This window comes from Streptomyces sp. JLBJ103, assembly GCF_058215575.1.
This window is the reverse complement of record NZ_CM177089.1, coordinates 190,026-216,677: the sequence shown is the minus strand read 5'-3', so window position 1 is coordinate 216,677 and position 26,652 is coordinate 190,026. Positions and strand designations below refer to the sequence as shown.

The 26,652-nt window shown below is 70.1% G+C and carries 25 protein-coding genes and 2 pseudogenes; 16 read left to right on the top strand and 11 right to left on the bottom strand.

Going from position 1 to position 26,652, the window contains the following annotated elements; all coding sequences use genetic code 11:
* Positions 1 to 49 precede the first annotated feature (49 nt).
* Positions 50 to 1,147: a fatty acid desaturase family protein gene (locus tag AC4BEG_RS00885; RefSeq protein ID WP_490703971.1), complete on the top strand. Its 1,098-nt coding sequence runs from the start codon at positions 50 to 52 to the stop codon at positions 1,145 to 1,147.
* Between the two features lie 34 nt (positions 1,148 to 1,181).
* Here AC4BEG_RS00885 and AC4BEG_RS00880 read toward each other — a convergent pair whose 3' ends face one another.
* Positions 1,182 to 3,569, bottom strand: a complete 2,388-nt coding sequence (locus AC4BEG_RS00880; RefSeq protein ID WP_490703970.1) for an ATP-binding cassette domain-containing protein — start codon at positions 3,567 to 3,569, stop codon at positions 1,182 to 1,184.
* A gap of 215 nt (positions 3,570 to 3,784) precedes the next feature.
* A pseudogene (locus AC4BEG_RS00875) lies at positions 3,785 to 3,877 on the bottom strand (VOC family protein); the annotation flags it as partial.
* A 189-nt stretch (positions 3,878 to 4,066) separates the two neighbouring features.
* On the opposite strand from AC4BEG_RS00875, the gene AC4BEG_RS00870 reads away from it, so the two are divergent.
* The 5 genes from AC4BEG_RS00870 (at position 4,067) to AC4BEG_RS00850 (ending at position 7,212) form a co-directional block, all read left to right on the top strand.
* The gene (locus AC4BEG_RS00870; protein ID WP_490707323.1) at positions 4,067 to 4,441 is read left to right on the top strand and encodes a helix-turn-helix transcriptional regulator; all 375 of its coding nucleotides are present in this window, start codon (positions 4,067 to 4,069) and stop codon (positions 4,439 to 4,441) included.
* A gap of 10 nt (positions 4,442 to 4,451) precedes the next feature.
* On the top strand, positions 4,452 to 4,868 hold the full coding sequence (locus tag AC4BEG_RS00865; protein ID WP_490703969.1) for a VOC family protein: 417 nt from the start codon (positions 4,452 to 4,454) through the stop codon (positions 4,866 to 4,868).
* Between the two features lie 117 nt (positions 4,869 to 4,985).
* Positions 4,986 to 5,876: a YwqG family protein gene (locus tag AC4BEG_RS00860; protein ID WP_490703968.1), complete on the top strand. Its 891-nt coding sequence runs from the start codon at positions 4,986 to 4,988 to the stop codon at positions 5,874 to 5,876.
* 27 nt (positions 5,877 to 5,903) lie between these two features.
* Entirely contained in the window at positions 5,904 to 6,038 is a 135-nt protein-coding gene (locus AC4BEG_RS00855; RefSeq protein ID WP_490703967.1) for a hypothetical protein, read from the top strand.
* Between the two features lie 172 nt (positions 6,039 to 6,210).
* Complete coding sequence (locus AC4BEG_RS00850) at positions 6,211 to 7,212, top strand: pyridoxal-phosphate dependent enzyme (protein WP_490703966.1); 1,002 nt, start codon at positions 6,211 to 6,213, stop codon at positions 7,210 to 7,212.
* Positions 7,213 to 7,237: 25 nt separating this feature from the next.
* Here the strand turns inward: AC4BEG_RS00850 and AC4BEG_RS00845 are convergent, their stop codons facing one another.
* Positions 7,238 to 8,914: a serine/threonine-protein kinase gene (locus AC4BEG_RS00845; protein WP_490703965.1), complete on the bottom strand. Its 1,677-nt coding sequence runs from the start codon at positions 8,912 to 8,914 to the stop codon at positions 7,238 to 7,240.
* 158 nt (positions 8,915 to 9,072) lie between these two features.
* On the opposite strand from AC4BEG_RS00845, the gene AC4BEG_RS00840 reads away from it, so the two are divergent.
* From AC4BEG_RS00840 to AC4BEG_RS00815, 6 genes are all read left to right on the top strand, one after another.
* Positions 9,073 to 9,624 (top strand): TetR/AcrR family transcriptional regulator, encoded by a 552-nt coding sequence (locus AC4BEG_RS00840; protein WP_490703964.1) that lies wholly within the window; start codon positions 9,073 to 9,075, stop codon positions 9,622 to 9,624.
* Between the two features lie 20 nt (positions 9,625 to 9,644).
* Positions 9,645 to 11,342 carry an MFS transporter gene (locus tag AC4BEG_RS00835; protein WP_490707322.1) on the top strand — a complete coding sequence of 566 codons (1,698 nt, stop codon included), beginning with the start codon at positions 9,645 to 9,647 and terminating at the stop codon, positions 11,340 to 11,342.
* Positions 11,343 to 11,654: 312 nt separating this feature from the next.
* Entirely contained in the window at positions 11,655 to 12,926 is a 1,272-nt protein-coding gene (locus AC4BEG_RS00830; RefSeq protein WP_490703963.1) for a haloacid dehalogenase-like hydrolase, read from the top strand.
* A gap of 201 nt (positions 12,927 to 13,127) precedes the next feature.
* Positions 13,128 to 14,117, top strand: coding sequence for an FkbM family methyltransferase (locus AC4BEG_RS00825; RefSeq protein WP_490703962.1), 990 nt, complete (start codon positions 13,128 to 13,130; stop codon positions 14,115 to 14,117).
* A 152-nt stretch (positions 14,118 to 14,269) separates the two neighbouring features.
* On the top strand, positions 14,270 to 14,827 hold the full coding sequence (locus AC4BEG_RS00820; protein WP_490703961.1) for a PadR family transcriptional regulator: 558 nt from the start codon (positions 14,270 to 14,272) through the stop codon (positions 14,825 to 14,827).
* Between the two features lie 117 nt (positions 14,828 to 14,944).
* A complete protein-coding gene (locus tag AC4BEG_RS00815; RefSeq protein ID WP_490703960.1) occupies positions 14,945 to 16,669 on the top strand; it encodes an acyl-CoA dehydrogenase family protein in 1,725 nt (574 codons plus the stop codon).
* A gap of 159 nt (positions 16,670 to 16,828) precedes the next feature.
* Here AC4BEG_RS00815 and AC4BEG_RS00810 read toward each other — a convergent pair whose 3' ends face one another.
* Positions 16,829 to 18,379 (bottom strand): hypothetical protein, encoded by a 1,551-nt coding sequence (locus AC4BEG_RS00810; RefSeq protein ID WP_490703959.1) that lies wholly within the window; start codon positions 18,377 to 18,379, stop codon positions 16,829 to 16,831.
* Between the two features lie 184 nt (positions 18,380 to 18,563).
* On the opposite strand from AC4BEG_RS00810, the gene AC4BEG_RS00805 reads away from it, so the two are divergent.
* Entirely contained in the window at positions 18,564 to 19,811 is a 1,248-nt protein-coding gene (locus tag AC4BEG_RS00805) for a PucR family transcriptional regulator (protein WP_490703958.1), read from the top strand.
* Positions 19,812 to 19,839: 28 nt separating this feature from the next.
* Here the strand turns inward: AC4BEG_RS00805 and AC4BEG_RS00800 are convergent, their stop codons facing one another.
* From AC4BEG_RS00800 to AC4BEG_RS00785, 4 genes and pseudogenes are all read right to left on the bottom strand, one after another.
* Positions 19,840 to 20,226 carry a PPOX class F420-dependent oxidoreductase gene (locus AC4BEG_RS00800; RefSeq protein ID WP_490703957.1) on the bottom strand — a complete coding sequence of 129 codons (387 nt, stop codon included), beginning with the start codon at positions 20,224 to 20,226 and terminating at the stop codon, positions 19,840 to 19,842.
* Positions 20,227 to 20,444: 218 nt separating this feature from the next.
* Positions 20,445 to 21,338, bottom strand: a complete 894-nt coding sequence (locus AC4BEG_RS00795) for an alpha/beta fold hydrolase (RefSeq protein ID WP_490703956.1) — start codon at positions 21,336 to 21,338, stop codon at positions 20,445 to 20,447.
* 76 nt (positions 21,339 to 21,414) lie between these two features.
* Positions 21,415 to 21,594 (bottom strand): annotated as a pseudogene (locus AC4BEG_RS00790) (SAM-dependent methyltransferase); the annotation flags it as partial.
* 38 nt (positions 21,595 to 21,632) lie between these two features.
* Positions 21,633 to 22,109, bottom strand: a complete 477-nt coding sequence (locus AC4BEG_RS00785) for a DUF6233 domain-containing protein (RefSeq protein WP_490703955.1) — start codon at positions 22,107 to 22,109, stop codon at positions 21,633 to 21,635.
* Positions 22,110 to 22,209: 100 nt separating this feature from the next.
* On the opposite strand from AC4BEG_RS00785, the gene ku reads away from it, so the two are divergent.
* Positions 22,210 to 23,115 (top strand): non-homologous end joining protein Ku, encoded by a 906-nt coding sequence (ku, locus tag AC4BEG_RS00780; protein ID WP_490703954.1) that lies wholly within the window; start codon positions 22,210 to 22,212, stop codon positions 23,113 to 23,115.
* A 157-nt stretch (positions 23,116 to 23,272) separates the two neighbouring features.
* Here ku and AC4BEG_RS00775 read toward each other — a convergent pair whose 3' ends face one another.
* The 3 genes from AC4BEG_RS00775 to AC4BEG_RS00765 all read right to left on the bottom strand — a co-directional run bounded on the left by AC4BEG_RS00775 (position 23,273) and on the right by AC4BEG_RS00765 (position 25,661).
* Positions 23,273 to 23,728 carry a bacteriocin immunity protein gene (locus tag AC4BEG_RS00775; protein ID WP_490703953.1) on the bottom strand — a complete coding sequence of 152 codons (456 nt, stop codon included), beginning with the start codon at positions 23,726 to 23,728 and terminating at the stop codon, positions 23,273 to 23,275.
* A 104-nt stretch (positions 23,729 to 23,832) separates the two neighbouring features.
* Positions 23,833 to 24,501, bottom strand: coding sequence for a response regulator (locus tag AC4BEG_RS00770; RefSeq protein WP_490703952.1), 669 nt, complete (start codon positions 24,499 to 24,501; stop codon positions 23,833 to 23,835).
* A complete protein-coding gene (locus AC4BEG_RS00765; RefSeq protein WP_490707321.1) occupies positions 24,498 to 25,661 on the bottom strand; it encodes a sensor histidine kinase in 1,164 nt (387 codons plus the stop codon). The genes AC4BEG_RS00770 and AC4BEG_RS00765 overlap by 4 nt, the downstream gene beginning before the upstream one ends.
* Here AC4BEG_RS00765 and AC4BEG_RS00760 point away from each other — a divergent pair.
* A complete protein-coding gene (locus AC4BEG_RS00760; RefSeq protein WP_490707320.1) occupies positions 25,545 to 25,982 on the top strand; it encodes a GlcG/HbpS family heme-binding protein in 438 nt (145 codons plus the stop codon). The genes AC4BEG_RS00765 and AC4BEG_RS00760 overlap by 117 nt on opposite strands.
* A gap of 152 nt (positions 25,983 to 26,134) precedes the next feature.
* Positions 26,135 to 26,614 (top strand): HIT family protein, encoded by a 480-nt coding sequence (locus AC4BEG_RS00755; RefSeq protein ID WP_490703951.1) that lies wholly within the window; start codon positions 26,135 to 26,137, stop codon positions 26,612 to 26,614.
* The last annotated feature ends 38 nt before the right edge of the window (positions 26,615 to 26,652 follow it).

The window sequence follows — 26,652 nt, the reverse complement described above, 5'->3', positions numbered from 1 at the left end:
CGTTCTTGCAGGTCAGAACGTTGCGACCGATACACGACCGGAGCCCTTCATGCCTCAGGCCACCGTGCCGTCCGAGCCCCGCGCACTCGACCGCGGCACCGCGCTGCCGGGGAGCGAGTTCGCTCCCCTCCTGAGGGAGGTCAGGAGACAGGGGCTGCTGGAGCGCCGCAGGGGCTGGTACACCCGGATGATCACCGTGAACCTCCTCGCCCTGGCCGCAGTGGTGACGGCGATCGCCCTCGCCGGGAACACCTGGTGGTCGCTGCTGCTCGCCCCGCCGCTCGCCGTCCTGTCGGCCCGCACCGCCTTCGTCGGCCACGACGCCGGACACGCCCAGATCGCCGCCGGCCGCCGAGCCAACCGGGCCCTCGGGCTCCTCCACGGCAATCTGCTCCTGGGGATGAGCTACGCCTGGTGGAACGACAAGCACAACCGCCACCACGCCAACCCCAACCACATCGAGAAGGACCCCGATGTCGGCGTCGGCGCACTCGTATGGACCGCGGAGCAAGCCGCTGAACGCCGCGGTTTCGCCGGCTGGGTGACCCGTCATCAGGCCCGGTTGTTCTTCCCGATGCTGCTCCTCGAGGGCATCGCTCTGAAGGTGAGCAGTGTCCGGGACCTGCGACGGCAGCCCGTTCGCGAACGGGCCGTCGAAGGCGCTCTCCTGGCGCTGCACGCGATCGGCTACGCAGCCCTGCTGCTCACCATTCTGCCGGTGGGCAAAGCCATCGCGTTCGCCCTGCTCCACCAGGCGCTCTTCGGGCTCCATCTGGGTATGGCCTTCGCCCCCAACCACAAGGGCATGGAGATGCCCGACCCGGCGGGCGAGCGCTGGGGCCATCTGCGCCGACAGGTTCTGACCTCGCGCAACGTGCGCGGCGGTGCGGTCACGGACTGGCTGCTCGGCGGGCTGAACTACCAGATCGAGCACCACCTCTTCCCGAACATGCCCAGGCCCCACCTCAGGCTCGTACAGCCGCTGGTGCGACAGCACTGCGGGCTCCTGGGCCTGCCGTACGCCGAGACGGGGCTGCTCGACTCCTATCGACAGGGGCTGCGGCACATGCACACGGTCGGCGCTGCGGCCCGGCCCGAGCAGGCCCAGGTGGTCGACACATCCGCCACCGCGCTGGACGAGACGTAGGCGCACCCGTGAACACGATGCGGGCGCGCGGTCGTCAGGCGCCGACGTAGGCCGCGAGGTGTTCGGCGGTGAGGGTGGAGCGGGCGGTGACGAGGTCGGCGGGTGTGCCCTCGAAGACGATCCGGCCGCCGTCGTGGCCGGCGCCGGGGCCGAGGTCGATGATCCAGTCGGCGTGCGCCATGACCGCCTGGTGGTGTTCCACGACGATGACCGACTTACCGGAGTCGACGAGCCGGTCGAGCAGGCCGAGCAGCTGCTCGACGTCGGCGAGATGCAGGCCGGTCGTCGGCTCGTCGAGGATGTAGACGCCGCCCTTCTCGGCCATGTGGGTGGCCAGCTTGAGGCGTTGCCGCTCGCCGCCGGACAGCGTGGTGAGCGGCTGGCCGAGGCTGAGGTAGCCGAGCCCGACGTCGGCCAGCCGCCCCAGGATCCGGTGGGCCGCGGGTGTGCGCGCCTCACCGGCGGCGAAGAACTCCTCGGCCTCGGCCACCGACATCGCCAGCACCTCGCTGATGTCGCGGCCACCGAGGTGGTGGTCGAGCACCGCTGCCTGGTACCGCTTCCCCTCGCACTCCTCGCAGGTGGTGGCGACGCCCGCCATCATCGCCAGGTCGGTGTAGATGACCCCGGCGCCCTTGCAGCCGGGGCAGGCGCCCTCGGAGTTGGCACTGAACAGCGCCGGCTTCACGCCGTTGACCTTCGCGAACGCCTTGCGTATCGGCTCGAGCAATCCGGTGTACGTCGCCGGGTTGCTCCGCCGGGAGCCGCGGATCGCGCCCTGGTCGACCGACACCACACCCGCGCCGGCGGGGATCGATCCGTGCACGAGGGAGCTCTTGCCGGAGCCGGCGACGCCGGTGACGACGACCAGCACCCCGAGCGGGATGTCGACGTCGACCTCGCGCAGGTTGTGTGCGGTCGCGCCACGGATTTCCAGTGTGCCGGTGGGCTTCCGCACCGTCTCCTTGAGAGCGGCCCGGTCGTCGAAATGGCGGCCGGTGACGGTGCCGCCTGCCCGCAGCCCCTCAACGGTGCCCTCGAAGCAGACGGTGCCGCCCGCCGTACCGGCGCCCGGCCCGAGGTCGACGACATGGTCGGCGATCATGATCGTCTCCGGCTTGTGCTCCACGACGAGCACCGTGTTTCCCTTGTCCCGCAGCCGCAGCAGCAGGTTGTTCATCCGCTGGATGTCATGGGGGTGCAGGCCCGCGGTGGGCTCGTCGAAGATGTAGGTGACATCGGTGAGCGAGGAGCCGAGGTGGCGGATCATCTTGACGCGCTGCGCCTCACCGCCCGACAGTGTGCCCGACGGCCGGTCGAGCGAGAGGTAGCCGAGCCCGATCTCCACGAACGAGTCGAGGGTCTGCCGCAGCGTCGTGAGCAGCGGCGCCACCGAGGGCTCGTCGAGGCCGCCGACCCACGCGGCCAGATCGCTGATCTGCATCGCGCAGGCGTCGGCGATGTTGATTCCCTTGAACTTCGACGACCGGGCTCCCTCGCTGAGCCGGGTGCCCTCACACTCCGGGCAGGTGGTGAAGGTGACCGCCCGGTCCACGAACTCCCGGATGTGCGGCTGCATCGCCTCCCGGTCCTTGGAGAGCATCGACTTCTGGATCCGTGGGATCAGCCCCTCGTAGGTCATGTTGATGCCCGCGATCTTCATCCTGGTCGGCTCGCGGTGGAGGAAGTCGTGCAGCTCCCGCTTGGTGTACGTGCGGATCGGCTGGTCCGGGTCGTAGAAGCCCGACTCGCTGTAGAGCCGGTAGTTCCAGCCGCCCGTCTTGTAGCCGGGGACGTTGATCGCGCCGTCGGTGAGCGACTTGGAGTCGTCGTAGAGCTGGGTGAGGTCGAGATCGGTGACCGTGCCCCGGCCCTCGCAGCGCGGACACATACCGCCGGTGCGGTTGAAGGTCGCCTTCTCGGTCTTGCGGTCACCGCGCTCGACGGTGATCGCGCCGCTCGCCCGGACCGTGGGGACGTTGAAGGCGAACGCGCTGGGCGGGCCGATATGCGGCTTCCCCAGCCGGCTGAAGAGGATGCGCAGCATCGCGTTGGCATCGGTGGCGGTGCCGACCGTGGAGCGGGGGTCGCCCCCCATCTGCCGCTGATCGACGGTGATCGCGGTCGTCAGGCCGTCGAGGACATCGACCTCGGGCCGTGCCAACGTCGGCATGAAGCCCTGCACGAACGCGCTGTAGGTCTCGTTGATCAGCCGCTGTGACTCCGCGGCGATGGTGTTGAACACCAGCGAGCTCTTGCCCGAGCCGGAGACGCCGGTGAACACCGTCAGCCGGCGCTTCGGGATCTCGATGCTGACGTCCTTGAGGTTGTTCTCGCGTGCACCGTGCACGCGGATCAGATCGTGGCTGTCGGCAGCGTGCGGCGCGGGCGACGGCGTGTCCGTCCTCGTGGTCATGCTCATCGTGTCTCCATGTGTCGGACGGAGCCCCCCGGGGCGGTCTCCGTCGGCGTCGCTTGGCTGCGTCCGACCAGCCTCGAGCAGTATGTCTGGTGTTCCTTGGTCGGCACGGTCGCGGCAACCGATCGCTTTTCTACCTGATCGGGGCGCGATGGGGGAGGTGTGGAAACCAGTAGTCCGGTGTGCGGGACGAACCCGGTTCAGTACCGCTCGTTGAAACGGACCTCGAAGCCGAGGGTGTCGCGATGGAAGGCCAGGGAGGCGTCCGGGTCGTCATGCGGAAGGAAGGTCCTGTGAATGGTGATGTCCATGGCGATGACGCTAGCCATGGCCGCGTGACCGGCGCTTCTCCATTCCTGACCGGTCCGGACACCGCACCGCCACGGGGCGTGGGCGGTGCCACGGATCCACGGCGGCGGCCTCGGCCGCTGTGGGAAACTGCTCAGGTGAAACGGCAGAACCTCGACGACCTCGTCCGGCTGCGGCGGGCCCGCGACCGGATGGACCGTGACTATGCCGAGCCGCTGGACGTCCCGGCGCTGGCGCGTGACGCCCTGATGTCGGCGGGCCACTTCTCCCGCAGCTTCCGCGCCGCTTTCGGCGAGACGCCGTACAGCTACCTGATGACCCGCCGCATCGAGCGGGCCAAGGCGCTGCTGCGGCGCGGCGACCTCTCGGTGACCGAGGTCTGCTTCGCGGTCGGCTGTACCTCCCTGGGGTCGTTCAGCTCGCGCTTCACCCAGTTGGTCGGCGAGAGCCCGAGCGCCTACCGGGCCCGGAGTCATGATCACGGCGCTGGCATCCCGGCATGCATGGCCAAGATTCACACGAGACCGGTCAGGAATGGAGAAGCGGGCAGGACCGCTCGGCCGTAGCGTGAGCGTCATGGAAATCAAGCTTTCGCAATGCTTCATCGCCGTCGACGACCACGACAAGGCGATCGCCTTCTACCGCGATGTACTCGGCCTCGAGGTACGCAATGACGTCGGATTCGAGGGGATGCGCTGGGTGACCGTCGGGGCGCCCTCGCAGCCGGACGTGAACATCGTCCTGGAACCGCCCGCCGCGGACCCGAACACCTCGCCCGCCGACAAACAGGCCATGGCGGAGCTGATGGCCAAGGGTCTGCTGCGCGGCGTCATCTTCGCGACGGACGACTGCGACGCCACCTTCGAGCGCGTCAGCGCCGCGGGCGGCGAGGTGCTCCAGGAGCCCATGGACCAGCACTACGGTGTCCGCGACTGCGCGTTCCGCGACCCGGCCGGCAACCTGTTGCGCTTCACCCAGCCCCTCGGGAAGTGAGCCCTTGGCGGGAGCCGCGCGGGTCGCTCGGCAGGATCCGCGCGGTGGTGGCGGCGATCGGCCACTGCCCGAGCCCCGGACGTGGGGTTGTCAGTGGCGAGGGCCAGGATGGCCCACATGACGACGACCTCGCGCCCGGCAACCACGTTCGACACCCTGCGCTCGCTCGCCCGCACTCACCTGTCCTCGCAGGACGCCGAGCGCTGGACGGGCCTGCTCCGGCCGGGTGTCCGGCTGCGCAGAGCCGAGGCCGGTGAGCCCGTCGTCGGACAGCTCGGCGGAGTTCCCCGGCTGCCTGAGGACGTGGCGTGGCCCGTGTGGGAGGAGGAGGGATGCGCGATGTCCTTCGTGGCGATGCTCAACTGCGCGGCCCTGCGCGCCATCGCCGCCGCACAAGGCTGCGAACTCCCCCTGGCCACCGATGGCCGGCTCGCCTTCTTCACCGGTTTCGACGAGGCGGAGGGCCGGGTCGTCGATGCCTACGACCGTGACACCTGGGCCGGTGCGCGTGTGCTGCATCTGCCGCCCGAGGAGCCGTCGGCCGTCGAACGCCCGGCTCCCGAGGATGTGGAACCCTATGCCGCCGTGCCTCTCACCGCCGTGCCGGGCCCGAGCATCCCGGGCAGCGACTCTCCCGCGTCGGCCTCCGCCTTCGGCTTCGAACGCTGGCAGGACCAGTACCAACACCCGGCCACCAGCGGCCCGTTCAGGCGCGCCCTGGAACCGCATGAGCAGCACAACGGGCACCAGGGTCTCGGCCACCCGCAGAGCATCCAGGGCGCCGTCGAGGTGGAGGTGGCTCAGGGCGTCCTGGGCGGCCGACTGCGCCGGGACGACCCGCAGATCGTGGCCGAGGCCGCACGCTGGACGCTGCTCGCCCAGTTCGACAGCGACGATGACGCGGGAATGTTGTGGGGCGACTGCGGCGTGCTGTACTGGCTGATCCGTTCCGAGCATCTCGCGGCGAACCGCTTCGACCAGGCCGTCCTGACCATGCAGTGCGGCTGAGGGGGCCGCCATGCCGAGGGACGGCGCATGATGCGCGGCTACTCGGGCCCCTCGGGTGAACTGCGCGTGTTCGGCGAGAACGCCCTTCCGGCGGAGCTGAAGCCGGCGCGGCCACAGCGGCGGCCGACCGCGGAGGTACTCGGTCTCATCGACAGCGGGTGACGACCGCACCGGCGCTGGCGGGCGGCGGCGGAACTCTCGGGGAGCACGCGGCTCTTCCGGTAGGGTCCGGCCTATGAGTGCGGTTGATCCCCGTGTGTGGGCAGTGGATGCGCTCCGGCGCATACAGGCAGACGGTGCGCGGATCACCCCCACTCCGCTTCGCCCACTTCGTATGCCCGCGCTCGACGGGATCGACATCTACCTCAAGGACGAGTCGGCACTCCCTTCCGGCAGCATGAAGTACCGCTTGGTGCGTGCCATGTTCTGCAAGGCGGTCGCCGGCGGAGAAGTCGGCGAGAACACACCGGTGTTCGCGGCGACGGGCGGGGCGGTCGCGGTCGTCGGTGCCCGCTTCGCGAAGCTGCTGGGCCTGCCCTTCACGGCCGTCGTGCCGACGAAAACGCCGACCCATCTCCTGGACCGGATCGAGCGTGAGGGCGGGCGGTGGCAGGTGGGGGAGCGGCCACCGGCCGCGGTGCAGGAGGAAGCCCGTACGTTGGCCGAGCGCCATCGTGGCTACGTCCTGGACCACTTCGCCGACGCGGAACGAGCGGTGGCCGCCTGCGGCGGACCGACGATCGCCGACGAGATCTTCGGTCAGATGCGAGGACAACCGCACCCGGTCCCGGAGTGGATCGTGACCGGCGCCGGAACGGGCGCCACATCGGCGACGATCGGGCGGCACCTGCGGCGGCACAGCCATGCGACCCGGCTGGCCGTGGTGGATCCGGAGCACTCGGCCTATTTCCCCGCGTGGACGAGCGGATGCGACGACTACACCACGGGGATGCCGTCGCGTATCCCCGGCATCGGCCGTCCTCGCGTCGGACCCGGATTCACACCGGACGTGATCGACCTGGTGATCCCGGTGCCGGACGCGGCGTCCATCGCGGCGATGCGCTGGCTGCACACCGTGGCCGACATCAAGGCCGGACCGGCGACCGGTACCCATCTGTGGGGGGTCTGCCACCTGGTGGCGCGGATGCGCGCGGCGGGAATACAGGGCAGTGTCATCACCCTCGTCGGCGACAGCGCCGAGCCCTACCGGACCACTCACCTCAGCGCGGAGTGGGTTCACGCCCAAGGTCTCGACCCCGCGCCGTACGAGGCCGATCTCGAGCGCTTCGCCCGCACCGGGAAGTGGCCGCCGGGGCACGACGCGACCCGTGCGTGATCCATCGCGTTTCGTGCCACGCTGCTCACAGGTCGATGGGCAGGGAAGCGAAGGAGGCCGACGGTACCCACCGCTCGCCGCCGTACTCGGAGAGAGCTTCCATCAGGTCCGCCCGCTGTCGCTCCGTCATCGGCCCGAGGACACAGATGGGGGTCCTCCCGTTCGGGCGGGCGCTGAACGTGCTCGGCTCGGCGTAGATCCATCCTGCCGGTCGCAGCGTCGTCGGCCGCCTGGCGCCGGACGCGAAGTCGATATGAACTCCGGTGAACTGATAGGGCAGTGCGCCCGGGATCTCTTCGATGGCGACCCTCTTGATCCGGTCCCAGGGAAACTCCTGCCGTCCCGCGACGCTGTGGGTCACGATGCCGTGGGGACCGACGTGCAGCGCCCACTGAGCTCTCTTCTTGCGTCGGCGTGCGTGCGCCACGTCGTGGAGGGAGGAGGCGCATGCCGTGGTGAACGCGAGGAACGCGGCAGCGGCGATGATGCCACCGAGAATGAGAAAACCGGTCCAGTCGCTCTGGTTGAAGTCGGAATCCGAGTTCAGGTGCCCCGTACGGAACGGGTAGTCGATGAGCCATGCCGCCACGAGCGACAAGCCCACCGCCAAGCACCAGAACCGGAGTGGGCTCGATCTGGCCGTGTAGGTGGACAACGGCTCCTCACCTGTCCAGGTTCCCTGGAACGGTGGAGCGGAGCTGGGCAGACGCCGCGTCCGCGTTGATGTAAGCCCGGGCGGCCGCTCGGACCGGAGGACGTCCCTGAGTGGCGACCTCGCGATGACTTCCGCGCCCGCGAGCACCGCCCTCATCGCCCCGGCCGTCCTGGCCAGCAGCACCTTGCGGGCCTCGGCCGGACCGAACTCCGTGGTCCGGTCACCGGTGGCGAGGGCGGTCCGGAGGCGGCCGATGCGTTCGAGGACCAGTCGTGCCGACGCGGGGCGGTGCCGAGGCTCACGAGCCAGGAGTTCGGCGACCAGAGCCATCAGCGCGGGCGGCACGTCCGGGCGGAGCGAGGCAAGCGGGGGTGCGTCCTCGTCCACTTTGCGGCGCACGATCGCCAGGGCGTTGTGCCCGGTGAACGGCGGCCGCCCGGTGAGCATGGCGAACAGCACCCCGCCGAACGCGTACAGGTCCGAACGCTCATCGCCGCGTTCGGTGAGGAACTGCTCGGGCGCGCCGTATTCGGGGGTGCCGGCCGGGGTCAGCTGGGAGGAACCGGCCACGGTGACCATGGTCTGGATGAACCCGGCGATGCCGAAGTCGACGACCTTCACCTGCCCGTCGGGAGTGATCATCACGTTGTGCGGCTTGATGTCGTAATGGATGACACCGGCCTGATGCGCGGCGACCAGTGCCGCGCAGATCCCATGGGCGATCTCCAGCGCCCGGCCGGGGGACAAGGGACTCTCCTCACGGATGTGCTCCGCGAGCGTTGCGCCCTGGACCTTCTCCATGATCAGGAACAGTGCGTCCTCATGAACGCCGCGGTCGTGGAGTGCGACCACGTTGGGGTGGTTGACCTGCGCGGCAGCCACCGCCTCGCGCTCGAACCGCAGGGCGAGCTCCGGGTCAGGGGCATCGTGGAGGGCGAGCAGCTTGACCGCGACATCGCGGCGCAGACCGCGGTCCCTTCCGGCCCACACCTCGCCCATACCGCCACGGCCGAGCCGTTTGATCAGCTCGTACCGACCTGCGATCAACTCCCCGCGTTCCAACGGTCCCCCTTGGGCCTGAGCATGCTGGAGTCAGGATACGAGCGATGCGGCCCAACAGAACGTGAAATGAGCACTCCCCTCTGTGATGACTCGTGAACGTATCGCATGAGACATCCACGTCTCACATGGGTTACTCTTGTCTCATGTCCGTTGATCGTGAACACGTCCTGAGTGCCGCCGCCGATCTGCTCGCCCGCAAGGCCACGGCTTCCATGGACGAGATCGCCAAGTCCGCCGGAATCAGCCGTGCCACCCTGCACCGGCACTTCGCCGGACGGGACGCGCTCGTCCAGGCGCTCGGCCTGCTCGGCGTCCAGCTCGTCGAGGAACGGCTCGCGGTTGCGCGAATCGACGAGGGGGACCCCGTGGACGCGGTGCGTCGGCTGGTCACCGAGGCCCTGCCGGTGTCGGGCTTCCTGGCCTTCCTCTACGGCGAGAACCAGCTGTTCGAGTCCGACGCCATGAACGAGGGCTGGGAGCGCATCGACGAACAGGTGGGCGCGCTGTTCCGGCGGGGCCAGGAGCAGGGGCTGATCCGGCTGGACCTGACACCGGCCTGGCTGACCGAGGCGCTGTACTCCCTCATCGCCGCCTCGGCCTGGAGTGCCCAGGAGGGCAGGATCGCGTCCAAGGACGCGGGTTACATGGTCTCCGAGCTGCTGCTCGGAGGGATTATTCGGAGTGTGGAGAAGTGAATGGCAAGACCCCCGAGCGCCTGACCGGTTCGGGCCGCACCGCGCCGCGGCCCGGCTCGGCCAAGGGGATACCGGGCCGCTGGCTCGCCCTGTCGGTGCTCATCCTGGCCGTGTTGCTCGTGGCCGTCGACGCGACCGTCCTCGGCCTGGCCACGCCGTACCTCAGCGAGGACCTGGAGCCGACCGGCAACCAGCTGCTGTGGATAGGCGATGTCTACTCGTTCGTCATCGCCGGCCTGCTGGTGTCGATGGGCAGTCTCGGTGACCGCATCGGCCGCAAGAAACTGCTCCTCATCGGCGCCACCGCCTTCGGCGGGCTGTCGGTGCTGGCCGCGTACGCCACCTCGCCCGAGACGCTGATCGCGGCCCGTGCGCTACTCGGAGTGGCGGGCGCGACACTGATGCCGTCGACCCTCGCCCTCATCCGCAACCTCTTCCCCGATCCGAGGGAGCGCAGTGTCGCCATCGGCGTCTGGGGCGCCGCGGCATCGGCGGGTGCGGCGGTCGGACCGGTCGTCGGCGGATTCCTGCTGGGGCACTTCTGGTGGGGATCGGTGTTCCTCATCAACCTGCCCGTGATGGCCGTCCTCGTCCTTGTCGGCGTCAGACTGCTGCCGGAGTCGAAGAACCCCGACCCCGGCCCCTGGGATCTGCCCAGCGTGGGCCTGTCCCTCGTCGGCATGATCGGCGTTGTCTACTGCGTCAAGGAGCTGGCCTCGCACAACACCGGAGGGGTGGCGATCGCGGCCGGTATCGTCGGTGCCCTGTCGCTGCTGGCGTTCGTCAGGCGCCAACTCACCCTCCGGACACCGCTGCTGGACATGCGGCTGTTCCAGCACCGCGGCTTCTCCGGCGCGGTGCTGGCTGACCTGCTCACCATCCTGGGCCTGTCCGGTCTGGTCTTCTTCCTGTCGCAGTTCCTGCAACTGGTCCAGGGGCGGACACCGCTTCAGGCAGGTCTCGCCGAACTGCCCGCGGCCATCGGCGCCGTGGCGGCGGGGCTGGTCGCGGGTGCGGCGGCCCGGCGCTATTCCGTCCGCGTGATCGTGGCCGGAGGGCTCGCGGCTATCGGCGTGGCACTCGCCGCGCTGGTCTTCCTGGACGCGCACACCGGTTTCCCGGTGCTGGGCGCGGTGTTGCTGGTGGTCGGCGTCGGCGCGGGCTTCTCGTTCACGGTCACCGCGGATGTGATCCTCTCCAGTGTCCCCAAGGAGCAGGCGGGCGGCGCGTCCGCCGTTTCCGAGACGGCCTACGAGCTCGGCGCGGCACTCGGTATCGCCCTCCTCGGCTCCGTGGTCACCGGTGTTTACCGGGGCTTCGACACACCCTCGGGCGTACCGGCGGATGTGGCCGCAGCGGCCCACGAGTCGCTGGGCGGCGCGGCGGAATCGGCCGCCGATCTGCCGTCCGGCCCCGCCTCCGCGCTCCTGGCCTCGGCGCAGGAGTCCTTCGTGGACGGTCTGCGGATCGCCTGCGGTGTGGGTGCGGTGGTGCTGCTCGCGACGGCGGTCGGGGCGTGGTTCCTGCTGCGCGGGCAGACGCTCCAGGACGGCATCGACGAGAGCGAGGCCGGGCAACTCGCGAGCGACGACGGGCTCATGGGTGGTGACACCGACGGTGACCACCGCGGTGGCGATGGCGACTCCCGTGGCCGACGAGCTCAGGGCGCTTGCGACGTCCGGCCGGAGAGCGCGGCCGAACCCGCCATCCGCCGCTGAACAGGCCCCAACGCCCGCGGCGTCGGCGCGATCCGGGTGGCCGGGCCAGGATCTCTTGAGCGAACAGTTCATCCTCCGACGGGCTTTGAGGCCCGGACGTCCTGGGGGCGCTGACTTCCGGTCCGGTGGCACACCCACCGGACCGGAAGTCAGCGCCCCCGATCACTGTCCTGTGCGGACCTACTTCTGCGGGATCCCCTGACTCGGTACAGTCCATGATCCACGCCGAGACGATGGTCCCTGTCTTCGGCGACGCACGCGCTCGTACCCCCAGGAGGCCCCATGCTCCGTAAGCAGGTTCTCAGGCCGGCGATGACGTGTCTGGCATTCGCGCTTGCCGCCACCCTCAGCGCCCCGATGACCGCCACGGCCCGTGACACGTCGGCCCCCCGGGCGTCGCGTACCGAGTGCCCGCAGCTCAGCAAGGATCTGCCGTGGTACGGCAACAACCGCGCCAGACTGCAGCGCATGATCGACGAACGTGGCATCTGCGGCCAGGGTTCCCGCACCGGTGCGCCGAGGCCGGTGGCCGCGTTCGACTGGGACAACACCGTCGTCAAGAACGACATCTCCGACGCCACGCTCGCGTGGATGCTCAAGCACGACAAGATCCTCCAGCCCACCAGCTGGCGTGCCACCAACAAGTGGATGACCGACGCCGCCCACCGCGCCCTCACCCGCGCCTGCGGCACCTCCGTACCGGCGGGCCGTCCGCTGCCGACCTCGACGGACACCGACTGCACCGACGAGATCCTCGACGTCTACGCGGACGAGAAGACATCGGCCGGGGACACCGCCTTCAGCGGCGTGTGGAATCACCGCAGGACCGTTCCCTCGTATGTCTGGATCACCCAGCTGTTCGCCGGGCACACCCCCGAGCAGCTCACCGCCTTCGCCCGTAAGGCGCGCGCCGAGAACCTCGCCGCACCGATCGGCACGGAGCAGACGGTCGGTACGCACAGCTGGGCCGGTTATGTGCGCTACTACGAGCAGCAGCTCGACCTCATCCGCACCCTCCGGAAAGCCGGATTCGACGTCTGGGTGGTGTCCGCCTCCGCCGAGCCGATCGTCCGGGCCTGGGCCCCGGGCGCCGGATTCCCGGACGACCGTATCGTCGGTATCCGCAATGTCGTCAAGGACGGCAAGCTCACCACCGGTGTGCAGGGGTGCGGCGACGTCGCGGACAACACCGGCGGTGACGCGCTGACGTACATGGACGGCAAACGCTGCTGGATCAACAAGGGCATCTACGGCATCAAGGGCGCCGAGGCATGGCGGAAGCAGGACCCCGCGCACCGTATCGCCTTCGGCGCGGGCGACGCGGAAACCGATGTCACCTTCGTCAATGACGCCACGGCCGGGCATCTGGCCATCAATCGCAACAAGACCGAACTCATGTGCCGCGCCTACGACAACGCCGACCGGCGGTGGGTCGTGAATCCCATGTTCATCGAGCCGAAGGCGCGTCAGAAGACCCCCTACCCCTGCGCCACCAAGGGGCATATGAACACCGATGGTGTCCAGGGTCCGCTGCGGCGCCCCGACGGCTCCGTCGTCCCGGACCAGGAGGACCGGGTGTACTGAGGCACACCCTGAGCCTTGGCCAGTGACGATCATTGAGTAGCGGAACGGGGCATTGCGGGCGGGCTCGGTCACCGGGCCCGCCCGCTGCTGGTGTGCGGTGGGGCGCCGCCGGGGCGGGTGAGGAGTGGGCGGCGTTGCGGATGTGCGCCAATTGGCTGCAAGTGGGGCTCTGAGACGGCTGATCCCTGCGACGCTGTCTGAATGAGGACTCTTTACAGAAGACTGCTCCATGTGCTTCCCCGGCTCGGGGTGCATGTGCTCGATCTCGGCTCGGGTACGGCCGTGCTGTCCCGGCGGGGTGAACGCGTGCGTGTTCCCGTGGGCCGGGAAGCCGATCTGGTGACCCGCGGCAGCGGCCGGTACACGGTGGCGCGGATGCGCGGGGGCATGTGGGTGGTCGCCCGCGGCCGTGGCGATCCGTCCGGAAAGTTGACAAATGTTCCGCTCGGTGACACCGGGGCCCAACTCCTTGTCGACGAGAGTGGTTCCGCCGATGAACGCTCGCTCCAGCTGGCGGCGGCCTCGTATCTGTGCGCTCACCATGTGGCCGGACTGCTGGAGAAATACGGTGTGAACTGCGTCTTCGACGTCGGTGCCAATGCCGGTCAGTACGCGAAGCGCCTGCGTCGGCTCGGTTACTCCGGCAGAATCGTTTCCTTCGAGCCCACCAAGGACACGTTCGCCACGTTGCAGCAGGCCGCGGAGGCTGATCCGGACTGGTGGGTGTATCCCTTCGGTCTGGGGCGCGAGGATGCCACCGCAACCATCCACGCGGACTGGAACACCATGAACTCGCTGCTTCCGCCCAGCGATTACGGCAGGGACCGCTATCGGCGGTTCGCGAAGACGCGCACCGAGGAGATCGAGATCCGCAGGCTGGACGGTGTGATGGACGAAGCGCTGGCCGGTCTGGCCGAGCCCCGGCCCTATCTCAAGATGGACACCCAGGGGTACGACCTGGAGGTGTTCGCGGGCGCCGGGGACCGGATCGGCGACTTCGTGGGGATGCAGTCGGAGGTGGCGGTGCTGCGGCTCTACGAGGGGAGCCCGCAGATGAGCGAGGCCATCGCCGTGTACGAGGGCAGCGGGTTCGAGATCACGGGCATGTACCCGGTGACCCGCGAGGAGACCACGGGCCGGGTGGTGGAGTTCGACTGCGTCATGATGCGCGCGGCCGCCGCCCCTGGCTGAGCCGACGGCGTTTTTCTGCCGAGCCCCGGACCGCAACGGAACAGCATCCGCAACGGTCCGGGGCTCGGTCCGTTCCCGGCCGCGAAGGTGAACCACGCCTCATTCCGAGCGGTGTTCTTGCTATGCAACGAGTTGCATAGCAACATCGAGGCATGGCGCTCGAACACGCGATCCTCGTTTCCCTGCTGGAGAAGGCGGGCTCCGGCTATGAGCTGGCCCGGCGGTTCGAGCGGTCCATCGGTTACTTCTGGACCGCCAGCCATCAGCAGATCTACCGCGTCCTCAAGCGCATGGAGAACGATGGCTGGATCGAGGCCCGCGAGGTGTCGCAGCAGGCCCGGCCGGACAAGAAGGAGTACTCCGTCGCCGAGCCCGGCCGGGCCGCCCTGTCCCAGTGGCTGCACGAGCCGATCGAACCCGAGAGTGTGCGGCACGACCTCGCCGTGAAGATCCGCGGCGCGGCCTTCGACGATCCGGCCGCGCTGATCAGCGAGGTCGAACGGCACCGTGAGGCGCACAGCGACCGGCTCACCCGCTATCTCGCGGGTGAACAGCGGGACTTCACCGGTCCTGAGGCGCCCGCGACCCTCACCGCCGGGGAGTCGCTCCAGCATGTCGTCCTGCGCGGCGGTATCGCGTACGAGCAGATGACACTCGCCTGGCTGGACGACGTACTCGCCACGCTCCACCAGCTCCGTACCGAGCGCTGAACCCCGGGCGGCCGAGACACCCGCCGCCGTGCGGTCCGCACCGCCCGCCCGCACCCGCCGCAACCCGCGGCCGCTCCACCCACCCCCGCAACCCTCAAGCCGGAAAGGCGACCTTCCGTGGCCGACGCAACTCTGTTCAACCCGCGCACCTACGACCCGGCGCACTTCGACCCCGAGACCCGCAGGCTGTTGCGCGCCACCGTCGACTGGTTCGAAGACCGCGGTAAGCGCCGGCTGATCGAGGACTACCGCACCCGTGCGTGGCTGGTGGACTTCCTCGCGTTCTCCGCCAAGGAAGGGCTCTTCGCGACCTTCCTGACTCCGGCCTCCGCCTCCGCCGAGGGGGAGGAGGACAAGCGCTGGGACACCGCCCGGATAGCCGCCCTCAACGAGATCTTCGGCTTCTACGGGCTGGACTACTGGTACGCCTGGCAGGTCACCATCCTCGGACTCGGCCCCGTCTGGCAGAGCGAGAACACCACCGCTCGCGCCCGCGCGGCCGAACTCCTCTCCCAGGGCGAGGTGTTCGCCTTCGGTCTGTCCGAGAAGGCGCACGGCGCCGACATCTACTCCACCGACATGCTGCTGGAGCCGGACGGTGACGGCGGCTTCCTGGCCAGCGGCTCCAAGTACTACATCGGTAACGGCAACGCCGCCGGGCTCGTCTCCGTCTTCGGTCGGCGCACCGATGTCGAGGGTCCTGACGGCTATGTGTTCTTCGCCGCCGACAGCCGCCACCCGGCGTACCACCTGGTGAAGAACGTGGTCGACTCCTCGAAGTACGTCAGTGAGTTCCGCCTCGAGAACTACCCCGTCGGCCCCGATGACGTACTGCACACCGGCCGTGCCGCCTTCGACGCCGCCCTCAACACCGTCAACGTCGGCAAGTTCAACCTCTGCACCGCCTCGGTCGGCATCTGCGAACACGCGATGTACGAGGCCGTCACCCACGCGCACCACCGCATCCTCTACGGCCGTCCCGTCACCGCCTTCCCGCATGTGCGTCGCGAACTGGCCGACGCGTACGTCCGTCTGGTCGGGATGAAGCTGTTCAGCGACCGGGCCGTGGACTACTTCCGCACCGCGGGGCCCGACGACCGCCGCTATCTCCTCTTCAACCCGATGACGAAGATGAAGGTGACCACCGAGGGCGAGAAGGTCATCGACCTGATGTGGGACGTCATCGCCGCGAAGGGCTTCGAGAAGGACACCTACTTCTCGCAGGCCGCGACCGAGATCCGGGGCCTGCCCAAGCTGGAGGGCACCGTCCACGTCAACCTCGCCCTGATCCTGAAGTTCATGGGCAACCACCTGCTGGCCCCGGCCGAGTACGAGCCCGTGCCGACCCGCCTGGACGCGGCCGACGACGCGTTCCTCTTCCGGCAGGGTCCGGCGCGTGGCCTGGGCTCCATCCGCTTCCACGACTGGCGCGCCGCCTACGACGCCTACGCCCACATCCCCAACGTCGGCCGCTTCCGGGAGCAGGCGGACGCCCTGTGCGAGTTCGTCATGACCGCCGCCCCCGATGAGGGGCAGAGCAAGGACCTGGACTTCCTCCTCGCCGTCGGCCAGCTGTTCGCGCTGGTGGTGTACGGCCAGCTGATCCTGGAGCAGGGGCGTCTGACCGGTATCGAGGAGAACGTCCTCGACGAGCTGTTCGCGGTCTTCGTACGCGACTTCTCCGCCTACGCCGTCGAACTGCACGGCAAGGACTCCGCCACGGCGGAGCAGCAGCGCTGGGCACTGGGCGCGGTCCGGCGCCCGGTCGTCGACGAGGCCCGCTCGGCCCGCGTCTGGGAGCGGGTCGAGGCGTTGGCCGGAGCCTACGAGATGGCTCCCTGACCGGAGTCGTTCCGAGGGCCCGCCCCCGGCCCCCCGCCCGTGCGGTAGGCGTGAGGTGACCTTTCCGCAGGGCGGGGCGGGGCGGGGACGGCGAAGGCGCCTGCACCGGGTGGTACCGGGCAGGCGCCTTCGGTCTGGCGGGGTGCGGCCCCCGCCGGTTCAGGCCGGGGGCAGCTTTCCGCGCCCGAAGAGCTTCCGCTCGTCGTGCAGGGCGAACGGTGTGGTTCTCAGGTCGGCGATGGTGATGCCGAAGATCTTCAGCTGGAGCATCAGCTCGGTCTTCAGGTCGTAGCCCGCGCTGAGCGCCCACGCCGGGGTGCTGCCGCCGGTGGCCGCCGCCGCGCGTCCGGTGAGGTACACGGACAGATCCCCGCCCACGCCCGCGGTGTCGTACAGGAACACCTGGGCGCGTACGCCGACCCGGGCCGTCGCGGTGGCCGCGCCGCGGACCTGGGGTGCGCCGCCCTTGGTCTGCTGGTGCGCCTCATGGAGCGGCTGCCAGCCGTCCTCGCGGTCGTACCGGGCGCCGACGGCGAACGAACCGGTGGTGCGCTGGTCCGCGTCGAGCACGATGCGTCCGCCCGCGGTGAAGCGATAGGTGAAGGTCACCTCGGTGCTGACCACGACCGGCACCGGGCCTATCCAGAAGACGTGGCGGCCGGTGACCGCCGCCAGCGGCACCGCGACCTGTCCGGTGTCGGCGGTGTGCCGCACCTTCCCGTGCACCTGCCAGCCGTAACTGTAGGAGCCGCCGAGGCCGACGGCCGCGCGCTGCGGCAGCAGACTGTGCCCGGCACGCCGGTCGTACTGGAAGATCAGCTCAGGCCGGAAGGCGATGTCACCGGCCAGCCGCGCGGGAGACTTCCCCGTCGCCTCCACGCCCTTGGGCAGGGGCACATCGACGCCCAGCCGCAGGGCGTCCATACCCTTCGCCGCGCTCGACGGCAGCGGACCGCGCGGGGTGGCACCGGCCGCGTGGTGGCCGAGCTGGGTGTGCGCTCCTCCGGCGTCGGAGGCCGACGGGGTCGGTGACGCGCCGTCAGGAGTCCCTTCGCCCGTCCCCGCGGAAGCGCTCGCCCCGTCGGACGGCACCGGGCTCGCCCCCTGCGACGGCGTCGCGGAACCGCCACCGCCGTCCGCGCCGGACTCTCCGCCGTCGGACGGCTTCCGCACGGTGACGCCGGAGGAGAGCGGCTTGACGCTGAGTTCGCCCGCGCGCAACGCCGCACGCTGGTTCACCTTCTGATCGCCGAGCAGCTCCGAGAGGGTGGCGGGCGCGGTGGTGACCCGCGTCTCGCCGTCCTGGGAACCGGAGACGGTGCGCACCTTGAACAGCGCGCCCGCCGGGGCCTTGCGGCTCGGCGCCGCGGCGATGACATCACCCGGGCGTACGGACTTGCCGGCGGACGGCTTGAGCACCGCCCGCTTGCCGGGAGCGTCGTACGACGACAGCTTCACCGCGACCGAGCGTCCCGAACCGCTGGGCGTGACCGAGGGCTTGGCGGCGACGGCACCGCCGTCCGCGCCGGGGGCCGCGTCATCGGTGCCCGGTACGGTGTCCGGGCTCGGGGAGCCCGCGGCTCGGGTACCGGCCGGGGAGGTGCCGGAGTCCGGGGAGTCCGAGAGCAGTGCGTAGCCGCCGAGGGCGGCGGGGACCAGTACGCCGAGCGCAGCGGCGGGCACCACGATGCGGCGCCAGGAAACAGCCATGGGATTCCTTGGGGGTGACCGAGAGGGAACAGCAAGCCCGCGCACCCCACCACGACGGATCCTGATAACAGCTCAGAAATTATCAAGGATCGAACATCTGTAGGGGTTCGGGCGGCTTCCTCGTAGCATGGCGGCGAATGATCACTTTCGCCATGGAGAAAGACACCGAGTCGGGAGGGGACGGGTGGGGGGTTCCACAACGGTGCCGGAGGCCGTCACCGCGCTGCACGATCGCATCGGCGCGCTCACCGATGAGGTCATCGCCGCCCTCCGGGGCCAACTCTCCTCCTACGCGGCACAGTCGCCGGACAGCGTCCGGCCGGGCGTGAGGGCCGCGGTGCGCAACGGCCTGACGGTGGTGCAGCGTTGGTCCGTCGAGGAATACCGTGTGCCGCGGAGCGGCGGGCGCGATCCCGGCCACTCCTACGACCTGCCCGCCGGATTTCTCGACGAGGTCGCCGCCCTGGCCCGGGTGTTGCCCGTCGAGGACATCATCTCGGCGTACCGCATCGGATCGGACGTCGTCTGGCGGCGCTTCGGTGAGGAGATGGCGGCCCGGAACGCCACCGCCGAGGAACTGCTGCCGATCGCCGAGACGCTGCGGGCCTGGACGAACGCCACCACACTGCGCATCGTCCGCAGCTGTCACGCCGCGGCCCGGCAGGAGGTGCCGACCGAAGGCCGGAACGCCGTACTGGTCCGTGCGCTGCTGCTCGGCGAGGCGCGCTGGGACGACCCGGACAACGGGGACGCGGACGCCGTCTGGGACCGGAGCGCGCTGCGCCTCCCTTTCCGCGCACGTCTGCCCCTCACCGGCCCCGACTCAGCCCGTGCCGCCCGGCCCGCCCCCGGCGCGGACCCGGGGAAGGAGGCCCTGTCCCGCGCCCTCGACCTCCTGCGTCCCTGGCTCGCCCGGGACGCGGTGGGCAGCCCCTTGGCGACCACGGTGGACGGGGACGCGGCCGGGCTGCTGGCCGCACGCCCGAGCGGGCTGTGCCACGGCCTGGTGGTGGGCCTGGGCGCCCCGGCCGCCCGGTCCGCTCTCGCCACCGAATTCGCCCGCGCCACCCAGGCGCTGCGCGCCGCGGTCGACTCCGGGTTCGCCGGGGTCTTCACCCGCGAGGAGCTGGGGTTGCGGGCGACGGTGGTGGCCATGCCCGCGGTGGGTGAGCAGCTGGTGCGGCTGCGTCTGGAACCTCTGGCCGAACGGGGCGAGGACGGCTTCCAGTTGGAGGAGGCGGCCGCCGCCTACCTCCGCCAGGGCATGCGCCTGGAAGCGGCCGCACGCAGTCTCTACGTTCACCCCAACACGTTGCGCAACCGGCTACGCCGCTTCGAGGAGCTCACCGGGACCAATCTGCGCGATCCGGCGGATCTGGCCGAGGTGTGGTGGGCGCTGGCCCACCGCCGTATCCACGGCCCGGCGAGCTGAGGTACAACGCGGCGGCCGAGAGGGGGCGTCAGGGCGCCGCCGAGATACGGATGCCGACCGTGCCCTCCTTGCCGCGCCGCAGCCGGCTGCCGAAGAGGGTGAGGCGCCCCAGAAGACCGTACTTGCGTGCCACGAGCCCGCGGTAGCGCTCGGTAGTGGCCGCGTCGCATACCTCCGCGACGGCCGGCCGCTGCTCGCCCGTGGGGTTGCCCCGCATGTCACAGGGGCCCACCAGCACATCACCGCGGTTGCGGATCCGCTTCACCTTCCACGAGTCGGCAGCCGTCCACACCCCGAGCGCCACTCCGTCGGACACCACCCACACCGGGGTGGCAACAGCCGAGCCGTCCTTGCGGTAGCTGGTGACGAGCAGATATTTACCGGTACCGAGCCGTTCCAGCCACGTCTCTTCCATACCGGAAGTCTAGGTCTACCGCCCTGGCGCAGGGCGGCCACACGGTACCCGCCCAGTGCGGGATCGCGGCCGGCTCGGGCAGCGTCTGATGGGACCGATCGAGCGTTGTTCCCGCGCGGGGGTACGGGGGCGGACTGCCCGATGAACAGGGCAGGCCGAGCGCGCCACTGGTGCCGGACCGGAGGCCCTGGACGGCGCGATGTCCCGTTGGCAACGAGCTACGTGATCGGCCGGAAACACCCCCGGGTGAGGAAGGTCGCGACGGTCCGGGTGAAGCGGACGGGGTCGTCAAGCCATGGGTAGTGGCCGGCGCCCGGCTGGACCGCCAGTTCGGCGCGGGGGAACAACTTCGCGATGTCGGCGGCGACATGGGGGCGCGGGCCGCTGTCCAGTTCACCCGCGAGGACCAGCACCGGCGCGTCCAAACAGGAGATGGCGGCGCGGGTTGCGACGGAGTCGAAGGCGCCGGACGACGCATAGACGTCCGCTGCCGGCTCGTTGGTCTGTTCGGCGTCGGCTGCGGCATGTGCTTGGGCGGTGGCGTCCCAGCGGCCGTAGAAGAACGGGGCAGCAGCGTCGAAGTCGGCGTCGGTGGGGGATCCGGACCAGATGGCTTCATAGGCATCGCGAGCCGCCTCGTACCACGGTTCGGCCGCGCGCAACGCCACGACCTCCCGCCGGTGCTCTGCGGTGAAGTCGACACCGAGGGCGCGAGCGCGGGCTGTGATCAAGCTGAGCGTGCGGATGCGCCGCGGGTAGCGGGCCGCGTAGCGGATGGCCAGATCGCCGCTCGCCGAGTGCGCGAGAACATCGACGCTGTCCCACCCGAAGTGGTCCCGGAGGGCCTCGACGTCGTCGACCTGCCGGTCACAGCGGTATGTGGCCGGATCGCGAGGGATGTGGGAGTCACCGGTGCCCCGCGGGTCGAGCATGACCAACTGCCGTCGCCTCGACAGTCCACCGAGGTCTCCGAGGTAGGCGGACGCACGCATCGGTCCACCGGGCAGGCAGAGCAGCGGCTTGCCTTCCCCGGTGATGTGATAGGCGAGCTCGGTCCCGTCGGCAGCGGTGAGCGTAGGAATGGCGCCATCCTCATTACCGGGAAGGATCACAGCAAGCAGTTTGTTGCGCCCGTGCCGACGTACCGGCACCGTTGAACGTCCCCTTCAGCTCAGGCGATTGCCTCAGCTACGTGCCTTTGTGCATCAGCGGATGACCCCGCCGGAACCGTTCCTCCTCGCGCGGCTCCCGCAACATCCGGCCCACCTCGATGAATCCAGCCTTGCCCGCCAGCCCCGCGAGGTCGTCGATCGGCCACCGGTAGGCCATCGTCACCTTGTGGTCGAACGCCGTAACCGGCTCACCCTGCGGCGAGCACCGCGCGATCCAGCGGAAAAGCGTGCGGATCAGCACCGCAGGGCCCGCTCCGGACGGCAGATGTCGCACATCGCCACGTCCTCGGCGCCCGCGCACAGCTCGACTGCCTGCTCGGTGGTGATGCGGGTGTGGCTGTCCCGGGCCTGCCAGCAGTCGCGGCGGTGCAGGCGGCGGGCGGGGGCTTCCTCGCTGTACTGGTGGAGCTTTTCGACGACCCACTGCCGCCCCGCCACCGCTCCGACCGTCGGCAGCCGGCTGTAGTTCTCGCCGGGGATCGGGGTGATCCGCTCGGCGGGGACGCTGATGGGGGTGGGGGCACCCATGACGGTGGTGCTGCCGTCGGCGTGCTCGTGTCTGGCCGGGAGGATGGCCTCCGCCTCGAACCACCAGGCGCCGTCGGCCGTGCGGGTACGGGCGGTGACGATGACGTCCAGCTCCTGGCCGTCCGGGAGCTCGGCCCTGGCCCACGGCCCGGCCTTCGACCGCCACTCGTCCACACTCACCATTCGATCCTACGTTCGAATGCTGGTGCGGGGTGACCAGGAGCGTGATGTGCGGACCTCACCTACGCTGGACACTCCCAGGGGGGTGCCTGTGGAGGTAGCCATGCGCCCCGTATGGTCCGGTGCCGTGTCGTTCGGGCTCGTCACGATCCCGATCAAGGTGCTGCCCGCCACCGAGGACCACTCGGTGTCCTTCCGGCAGATCCACACCGCCGACGGCGGGCGGATCCGGTACCGCAAGGTCTGCGAGCTCGACGACAAGGTCCTGAGCCAGGACGAGATCGGCCGGGCCTACGAGGAGAGCAAGGACAACCTCGTGCCCATCGCGGACGAGGAGCTCGACCAGCTGCCACTGCCGACCGCGAAGGCGATCGACGTGCAGGCATTCGTTCCCGCCGATTCCCTGGATCCGATCCGCTTCGGACGCCCCTACTATCTGCAAGGCGACGGAGCCGTCGCGGCCAAGCCGTACACGCTGCTGCGAGAAGCGCTTGAGCGCAGCGACAAGGTGGCCATCGCCAAGTTCGCGTGGCACAACCGTGAGCGGCTCGGCGCGTTGCGCGTTGTCGGCGATGCCATCGTCCTCCAGGCGCTCCACTGGCCGGACGAGATCCGCTCCAGCGAAGGGCTCGCGCCGAAGGACGTAGACCTCTCCGACTCCGAGGTCGACGAAGCCATCACCCTGATGGACGCCATCGGAGGGGCGGAGGTCAGCCAGTACCGCGACCAGTACCGGGAAGCCGTCGAAGCCGTCATCGAGGCGAAGGCGGCAGGCGTGGCGCCTCCGGAGATGGAGGCGCCGGTCGGGCCCGAAGGAAAGGTCGTGGACCTGATGGCCGCCCTGAAGGACAGCGTGAAGGCAGCCAAGGAGGCTCGCGGCGAGACCGGCGGCAAGGGTGAGGTGCGCGCGATGCCGTCCACGAAGAAGGCGGCGGGCAAGAAGACCGCCAAGAAGACCGCCAAGAAGGCTCCGGCGAAGAAGGCGGCCAGGAAGCGGACCGCGTCCTGACGGCGCGCACCTCCGTCAGCCGGGCAGGAACGCGGTCGGCCGCGCCGGGTGTGTGGAGGGTGGGTTCCAATGACGTCCGAGGTGGCTGAGCCGGACCGTGCGGTGCTGGTGGTGGGAGGCATGACGGCAAAGCGCCGCCCGGCCGACGCCTGGCACCTCAGAGCGCGAACGGCTGGTATCTCAGGGCTTCATCGACGATCTCCTCCGCAGCTGCGTCCTGGAAGTCGCCCGAGCGATGGAAGATCAGGTCACTGACCCGGGGATGCGACACGTTCGCTTCGAGGAGTCGCAGGTAGTAGTCGCTCTCCGGGGGCGCAATCAGGACTCTGCGGACGATCTCGACGAGTTCGTCCCGCGATATATCCGCAACCCGCGGCCGAGCGGGCCTGGCCGCCTCCTTGGCGAACTCCTCAACAGACCTGCTGCCGTGGTACTCGACGAAGTCGAGCGCCGCATAGTCGTGGCCCGTCCTCGCGTTGAAGGACCGGATCGCCTCGTCAGCGGCCGTGGAACGGCTCGCCACCAGGTCGGCGATCCGGTCGATCTCGTAGCTCAGCTCATCGAGCTGTTGCCGGCTCACCGGCGGGGGCAGAAGCTCCGGTCTCAGGTCCACAGCCCGAATGATGTCCCACCGACGCCGACACGCCGGAGCAGGGTTCTCTCAGCGCTGCCAGTTCCCATCAACGGAGCCGAGAACCGGCCATCGCCGCCGCCGGGTCACGGCAGCAGCCGCTGTTCCTTGGCGACCGCCACCGCGCCCGCGCGGGTGTCCACTCCCAACTTGCTGTAGATCCGGCCCAGATGGGTCTTGACCGTGGCGTCGCTGATGAACAGGGCACGGGCGATCTCCCGGTTGCCCAGCCCGCGGGCGAGCTGGCCGAGGATGTCGAGCTCCCGGTCGGTGAGGGTGGGGCGCGGCCGCCGCATCTGCGCCATGACCCGGTGGGCAACGGGCGGGGACAGCGCTGTACGGCCCGCCGCGGCGGCCCGGATCGCGGCGAACAACTCCTCGGGCCGCTCGGCCTTGAGGAGATAGCCGGTGGCCCCGGCCTCGATGGCACGGGTGATGTCGGCGTCCGTGTCGTAGGTGGTGAGTACCAGGACGTGCGGGGCGCCGGGCCCGGCCGCGGCGATCCTGCGAGTGGCCTCGATCCCGTTGATCCCGGCACCGAGCTGAAGATCCATGAGGACCACGTCGGGCCGCAGGACGGCGGCCATGGTGACCGCCTCCTCGCCGTGGCCGGCCTCGCCGACGACCTCGATCCCGTGCGCGCTGCCGAGCAGGGCCCGCAGCCCCGCCCGTACCACGGCGTGGTCGTCGCAGAGCAGGATCCGGACGGGGCCGGACGGGGGCGTCGGGCAGGTGCCCGAGGGGGAGGCGGTCATGGGGTGGTCTCCAGGGGGACGGCGGCGGACAGGACGGTGCCCTCGCCGGGCGCGGATTCGATGGTGAGGGCGCCGCCGAGCTGGGCCGCACGGGCGCGCATCGCGGGCAGACCGTGGCCCCGGTCCGCGACGGGGCGCACTGCCCCGGCCGGGAGGGTCTCCGCGACCGGCCGGCCGGCGGCCGCGTCGAAGCCCCGTCCGTCGTCGGCAATGTCGAGCACCACCTGATCGCCCAGGAAGCTCAGCGTCACGGCGGCGGTCACCGCGCCGGAGTGCTCGCGGATGTTGGCCAACGCGCCCTGGGCGATGCGCAGCAGTGCGGACTGCACCCGGTCCGGCAGCGGGGCCGGGTCGCCGTCGAGATGGAACCGGACCTCCAGTCCGGGGCTCTGCTCGCGCGCGGCGAGCAGCCGCAGCGCCTCGTGCAGCGGCACACCGTCCGCCAGCTCCGCCGGAGCCAGGTCATGCACAAAACGGCGTGCCTCGGCCAGGTTGCGGGCGGCGATCTCGGCCGCCGTACGGACGTGGCGGCGGGCGGTCTCCGAGTCGTCGGCCCAGGTACGGTCAGCGGCCTGGAGCAGCATCTGCTGGCTGGACAACCCCTGTGCCAGGGTGTCGTGGATCTCCATGGACAGCCGCTGCCGCTCGGTGAGCGTCCCCTCGCGCCGCTCGGTGGCGGCCAGCTCCTCACGGGTACGGATCAGGTCGTCGATCAGTGTGCGCTGCCGGGCGGCCTGCCGCTCCATGTGCAGGAAGACCGCCGTGGCGATGGCGGCCACGGCGGGCGGGGCCAGCAGCAGATAGGGATCGAAGCCGCCCGCGAGCCGCAGTTGGGCGGCGACGATGAACGCCGTCAGGAGCGCGACGAGCAGCAGGGCCGCCCGCACGGGCAGGGTGCGCAGCCCGGTGTAGAACAGCGGGACGGCGCACCAGGCGAAACTCGGCGCGAGCAGCACCAGGACCACCCAGATCACGACGACCGCGCCGAACCGGCCCAGGAGCGGTGTCCGCCCGGTGCGCGACGGGGAGGGGGACGACGACGCATCCCGGAGCGGGGTGGAACCGGACCGGGCGGGCCCGCCGTGCGGCCCGCGATCCGGCGGCCGGGGGCCGAGGACCGGCCCCAGCGCGTACAGCGTCAGCAGCGCCGCGCCGAGCAGAAGGTGTCCGTCGCGGTGGTCGACCGCAACGGCAACACGGTGGTCACGCTGCGTGGCGACGGCGTGGGCCCGCAGTCGTACGCCTCGGCCGAGCGGAAGGCGTTCACCGCCGTCTCCTGGAACGCCCCGACCTCCGAGCTGGTCAAGCGCCTGGAGACGGCACCGCAGCTCAAGGACATCCCCGGCACCCTCTTCCTGGGAGGCGGCGCCCCGGTCAAGGCGGCCGACGCCCCCATCGCGGGTATCGGCGTCGCCGGGGCACCGAGCGGTGACCTGGACGAGAAGTACGCCCGTGCGGGCGTGGCGGCCGTCTCCGACTGACCGCTGAACCTTGAGGGCCCGCGGACCGGGACCGGGCCCGTGCGCCCTCGTCCGAGCCCCAATCCGTCTCCCTCCGCGCGTGGTTGGTCCAGGACGTGCGCGAGGAGAGCGAGGGCCGAGCCACCGTGATCCCGTCGGGGTAGGTTCGGGCCATGACAGGCGACTGGCGGACAGATCGAATCGGGGCTGCTCTGCGTGGCGAGAACCCGACCGTGCTGCGACGGCTCGAATCCGGTTTCGCCGGGATCGGCGACGTTCAGTTCCTGCCGGGCTACTCGGTTCTGCTCGTCGACGACCCGAGCGTCGAGAGGCTGTCCGACCTGCCGAAGGCCAAGCGGCTGTCGTTTCTGTCCGACATGGACCGACTCGGAGAAGCGGTTGAGCGGGTCTGTGGGCGCCTGGACCCCGATTTCCGCCGGGTCAACCTGGAGATCCTTGGAAACAAGGACCCGTTCCTGCATGTCCACGTCTGGCCGCGGTTCGCATGGGAGCCGCCCGAGCTGGTGGGCGTGCCGGTGTGGCTGTATCCGCGTGATCGGTGGAGTGATGAGCGGTTCAGGCTCGGCCCGCAGCATGATGTGTTGCGGGCCGCGATCGGGAGCGAACTGGATCAGTTGCGTTCGATGGCATGACGGCGCCGCGCGTCGTCCCTGGCTCCGTGACCCTGGGC

Excerpts from the sequence above, each read along its gene's own strand:
- AC4BEG_RS00885 (WP_490703971.1), top strand. The coding sequence starts at position 50 with ATGCCTCAGGCCACCGTGCCGTCCGAGCCCCGCGCACTCGACCGCGGC.
- AC4BEG_RS00880 (WP_490703970.1), bottom strand. The coding sequence starts at position 3,569 with ATGAGCATGACCACGAGGACGGACACGCCGTCGCCCGCGCCGCACGCT.
- AC4BEG_RS00870 (WP_490707323.1), top strand. The coding sequence starts at position 4,067 with ATGGACCGTGACTATGCCGAGCCGCTGGACGTCCCGGCGCTGGCGCGT.
- AC4BEG_RS00865 (WP_490703969.1), top strand. The coding sequence starts at position 4,452 with ATGGAAATCAAGCTTTCGCAATGCTTCATCGCCGTCGACGACCACGAC.
- AC4BEG_RS00860 (WP_490703968.1), top strand. The coding sequence starts at position 4,986 with ATGACGACGACCTCGCGCCCGGCAACCACGTTCGACACCCTGCGCTCG.
- AC4BEG_RS00855 (WP_490703967.1), top strand. The coding sequence starts at position 5,904 with ATGATGCGCGGCTACTCGGGCCCCTCGGGTGAACTGCGCGTGTTCGGC.
- AC4BEG_RS00850 (WP_490703966.1), top strand. The coding sequence starts at position 6,211 with ATGCCCGCGCTCGACGGGATCGACATCTACCTCAAGGACGAGTCGGCA.
- AC4BEG_RS00840 (WP_490703964.1), top strand. The coding sequence starts at position 9,073 with ATGTCCGTTGATCGTGAACACGTCCTGAGTGCCGCCGCCGATCTGCTC.
- AC4BEG_RS00830 (WP_490703963.1), top strand. The coding sequence starts at position 11,655 with ATGACGTGTCTGGCATTCGCGCTTGCCGCCACCCTCAGCGCCCCGATG.
- AC4BEG_RS00825 (WP_490703962.1), top strand. The coding sequence starts at position 13,128 with ATGAGGACTCTTTACAGAAGACTGCTCCATGTGCTTCCCCGGCTCGGG.
- AC4BEG_RS00820 (WP_490703961.1), top strand. The coding sequence starts at position 14,270 with ATGGCGCTCGAACACGCGATCCTCGTTTCCCTGCTGGAGAAGGCGGGC.
- AC4BEG_RS00810 (WP_490703959.1), bottom strand. The coding sequence starts at position 18,379 with ATGGCTGTTTCCTGGCGCCGCATCGTGGTGCCCGCCGCTGCGCTCGGC.
- AC4BEG_RS00800 (WP_490703957.1), bottom strand. The coding sequence starts at position 20,226 with ATGGAAGAGACGTGGCTGGAACGGCTCGGTACCGGTAAATATCTGCTC.
- AC4BEG_RS00785 (WP_490703955.1), bottom strand. The coding sequence starts at position 22,109 with ATGGTGAGTGTGGACGAGTGGCGGTCGAAGGCCGGGCCGTGGGCCAGG.
- ku (WP_490703954.1), top strand. The coding sequence starts at position 22,210 with ATGCGCCCCGTATGGTCCGGTGCCGTGTCGTTCGGGCTCGTCACGATC.
- AC4BEG_RS00770 (WP_490703952.1), bottom strand. The coding sequence starts at position 24,501 with ATGACCGCCTCCCCCTCGGGCACCTGCCCGACGCCCCCGTCCGGCCCC.
- AC4BEG_RS00755 (WP_490703951.1), top strand. The coding sequence starts at position 26,135 with ATGACAGGCGACTGGCGGACAGATCGAATCGGGGCTGCTCTGCGTGGC.